This is a genomic window from Paraburkholderia humisilvae (genome assembly GCF_902859855.1).
Taxonomy (GTDB): Bacteria; Pseudomonadota; Gammaproteobacteria; order Burkholderiales; family Burkholderiaceae; genus Paraburkholderia; species Paraburkholderia humisilvae.
The window spans coordinates 1-1,335 of record NZ_CADIKH010000350.1; the positions used below are offsets into that span (position 1 = coordinate 1).

The window sequence follows — 1,335 nt, forward strand, 5'->3', positions numbered from 1 at the left end:
GCAAAAAATCAAACCATCCACCATGAGCAAGGATACGGAAAAAGCAGTGGTCGGTCTATCGGGAGTCGGGCTTGGTCTGGACGAACTGGTTCGTCAAGGGGCACGGCAAATGATTCAGCAAGCGATCGAGGCGGAGCTGTCAGAACTGATGGAGCGGTTCGCGAACGTCAAGACTTTGCAAGGGCAACGCGCCGTCGTGCGAAACGGCTACCTGCCAGAGCGCGAGGTGTTGACGGCCGCCGGGCCGATTGCGGTGAGGGTGCCGAAGGTGCGCGATCGATCCGGATCGGGCGTGAAGTTCAATTCGACGATCGTGCCACCATACGTGAGAAAGTCGCCTCGCGTGAGCGCAGCGTTGCCGTGGCTGTATCTGAAGGGCATCTCGACGGGTGACATGGGCGAAGCGTTGAGCGTGCTGCCGGGCGATGACGCCAGGGGCTTGTCAGCCAACGTGGTGAGCCGGCTCAAGGCGCAATGGGCCGACGAGCATGTGGCCTGGAGCCGGCGTGACATGTCCGGGTCGCACTACGTCTATTGGTGGGTCGACGGCATTCATACGGGGCTGCGCAGCGAGAACTCCGACGGGCAATGCCTGCTGGTCATCATCGGCGTGAAACCGGATGGGAGCAAAGAACGCGTGGCGCTCGGCGATGGGTATCGCGAGACGAAAGCGTCGTGGTTAGAACTGTTGCTTGACCTGAAAAAGCGCGGTCTGAAGGCAGGGCCACGGCTGGCGGTCGGCGACGGCGCCATGGGTTTCTGGGCCGCCCTGGAAGAGGTGTTTCCGGCGACGCGTGGCCAACGCTGCTGGTTTCACAAGATGGGCAACGTACTGAACGCGCTGCCCAGGTCGCAACAGGGCCGCGCGAAGGCCGACATGCAATCGATCTGGATGGCCTCGACGCGCGCCGACGCGTACGCTGCGTTCGATCGTTTCGTGTCGATCCATGCGGCGAAATATCCGAAGGCGACCGGGACGTTGAAGAAGGATCGGGAGAGCTTGCTGGCCTTCTACGAGTTTCCTGCCGAACATTGGCAGCACCTGCGTACGACCAACGCGATTGAATCGACGTTCGCGACGGTACGCCACCGTACGACGCGCACGCGTAACTGCGTATCGCGACCAACCTTCCTCGGACTGGCATTCAAGCTGATCGAGGAAGCCGAGAAAACCTGGCGCCGTATCAACGGCCCAGAAAAGATCAGGCTGTTGCTCGAAGGTGTTGCCTTCAAGGACGGCGAACCGGTGCAAGACGATCGACCGGTTCAGCAGAAACTCGCCGCTTGAAATCGACCGCCATCAAATTATTCGTACACCACTCTTGACGTTAGCTC

The 1,335-nt window shown here is 60.5% G+C and carries 1 protein-coding gene; it reads left to right on the plus strand.

Going from position 1 to position 1,335, the window contains the following annotated elements; genetic code table 11:
- Positions 1-22 precede the first annotated feature (22 nt).
- Positions 23-1,288 (plus strand): IS256 family transposase, encoded by a 1,266-nt coding sequence (locus HV796_RS42460; RefSeq protein ID WP_175233578.1) that lies wholly within the window; start codon positions 23-25, stop codon positions 1,286-1,288.
- Positions 1,289-1,335 lie beyond the last annotated feature (47 nt).

Bases quoted from the DNA above. Each gene is read 5' to 3' on its own strand.
- HV796_RS42460 (WP_175233578.1), top strand. From the start codon at position 23: ATGAGCAAGGATACGGAAAAAGCAGTGGTCGGTCTATCGGGAGTCGGG.